2 protein-coding genes are annotated in these 2,298 nt (G+C 68.6%); both read left to right on the top strand.

Annotated elements, in window-relative coordinates; translation table 11 throughout:
• The first annotated feature begins 257 nt into the window (after positions 1–257).
• Positions 258–1,979 carry a tyrosine-type recombinase/integrase gene (locus tag ACE3Q3_RS24015; protein WP_374450333.1) on the top strand — a complete coding sequence of 574 codons (1,722 nt, stop codon included), beginning with the start codon at positions 258–260 and terminating at the stop codon, positions 1,977–1,979.
• A partial coding sequence (locus tag ACE3Q3_RS24020; protein WP_374450336.1) for a hypothetical protein occupies positions 1,979–2,298 on the top strand: 320 nt, incomplete at its 3' end. The genes ACE3Q3_RS24015 and ACE3Q3_RS24020, both read left to right, overlap by 1 nt.

A 2,298-nucleotide genomic window follows, 5' to 3' on the forward strand; every position in this document is an offset into this window, starting at 1 on the left:
GCGGCGAGCTGCGCGCCAGCCGCTTCGGCAAGCTCGTCCGGGTCGCCGAGAGCGAGGTCCTGACCTTCATCCGCCGCCACCAGATCGGCCCCGTCTAGATGTCGTGGTGCGTCGCCCCCTGACCACCAGAAAGACACCCCTAGGGAAGAGGGCCACCCGCCGTAGACGTACTATTCACAGTGACGGTTTTCCCGAATGTCTACCCCCGTCACTACCGGCAAACACCTGACGACTACTGTCAAAATGGAGTTTCTGAGATGAACGACTCTTCGATCGATACGACCATCGCGCCGATGACGATTGCCACGGCGCTGTCCTCGTTTCTTGAGAGCGGGAACCATTCCGACGCCAGTCGGAAGAACTACCGCAGCATGGTGAAGAAGTTCTGCGAGATGGCGAACGTCGATGACGGCATGATCCTGACCGCCGCGGCGCTGCAGACCTTGTTCGCCGGGATCTTGCCCGCTCGGTTCAACGTCTCCCGGAAGCGCTGGTCCAACATCCGCTCGGCGGTGCGCGCCATCGCGCGCCATGTCGGCGTCCTTGACGACACGCGCGCCGGTCGGGTCGTCCGCTCGGCCGACTGGGAGGCCCTTTGGACGCGTCTCCCCAAGCGTCCCTTTCGCCCCGTGCTGACGGCCTTCGTCACCTATTGCTCCGGGGCCGGGACCGCGCCCGACGCGGTGAATGACGACGCCCTGGAGGCGTTTGCCGACTATCGCGCCACCCAGACGACCAAGCCTCTGACGTCGCAGCACCGCAGCCGGATCGTCGCGATGTGGAACCGGGCCGTCGCGGAGATCGACGGCTGGCCGCAGACCCGCCTGACGCCGCGCCCGCGGCGGCCGACCATCGCGCAGCAGCTGGAGGCCTTTCCGGCGAGCTTCCGGGCCGAGCTCGAGACCTACCTCGCGGATCATCGCGACGGTCCGGACGATCCGTTCGCTTCGGGCTACCGTCGCCGTCTGGCGCCCAAGACGGTGAAGCATCGCCGCCAGCTGGTGCTGAGCTGCGCCCGTGCGATGGTCGCGGCCGGTGTCGAAGAGACCGAGCTCAAGACCCTGGCGGATCTCGTGCGGCCCGAGTTGGTCAAGCGCGCCCTCACGAACATCTATGCGAATAACGGCAAGAACTGGCCGCCTTCTGCGCCCACGCTGTGCTCCCATCTCTGCGCCATCGCCCGCGACTGCGATCAGCCGCCGGAGGTGATCGAGAGCCTGCAGGGGCTGGCGCGCAAGGTCGGGGCCAACCGCCAGCCGGGGCTGCCGCCGAAGGTCCGCGAGCGTCTCCATCGCTTGAACCGCCCCGAGGTCAAGGCCAAGCTGTTCGCCCTGCCGGCACTCCTGAGCAAGGCGGCCGCCGGGCATCTGGCCGCCGGCCGCCCGCGCCGGGCGGTGTCGGTCCATGAGGGCGCGCTGCTCTTCGCTCTGCTCCCCCTGATGCCGATGCGCGTCCGCAATATCTGCAGCCTCGATCTTGACCGCCACTTCCTCCGCGACCGCCAGGGCCGCGCGGTGGCGCTGCACATTCCGGCGGATGAGACCAAGAACGACCGTCCCATCGACTGGGAGATGCCCGAAGAGTTCATCCGCCTGCTTTACACGCACGAGACCACCTACCGGCCGCTCCTGGATGGGGCGGCGGGCTCGCGGTGGCTCTTCCCGGGCCCGGAGGGCCGCCACAATGTGCCGGAGACTCTCTCCCGCCTCGTTGGCCGGCTCGGCGAGCAGCACCTCGGCGTGCGCACCACCGCGCACCTCTTCCGTCACCTCGTCGCGAGCATGCTGTTCGAAGACGATCCCCGGAACGTCGCCGTCGCCCAGCATGTGCTCGGGCACACGACGGACAAGGTCACCGGACGCATGTACGGCGAACTGAGCATGAAGGGCGCGGTCGCCGAGCACGGCAAGATGCTGGATCGCGAGCGCGAGAAGCTGGCGGGCGTGCATTTGCGCCGCCGGGTGAAGGGGAAGCGGTGATGAACGCCGTGACGAAGCGGGGGCCGGGCCGGCCGAGTGCCGCCTATCCCGAAGCACTGCGCAGCATTCCCCTCGCCGACTGGCCGGCGAGCGATCGCGTGTGCTGGGCTGCCGCCTGCGCGGAAGGCGGCCCGTTGGACCCCGACGGCCCGGCGTTCCGCTGGGCCCCCTCGACCCGCCACGCCGCGGAGCAGACCTGGGGGAACTTCCTCAATGCGCTGCGCATGTGGGGGGAACTCGATCCCGAGGCCGGGCCGACCAGCCGGATGAATCATGACCGGCTGACGCGGTACATCCGGCTGCGCCGCGAGACGGCGAC

Source organism: Allostella sp. (genome assembly GCF_041913585.1).
In the GTDB taxonomy this organism is placed as follows: Bacteria; Pseudomonadota; Alphaproteobacteria; order ATCC43930; family Allostellaceae; genus Allostella.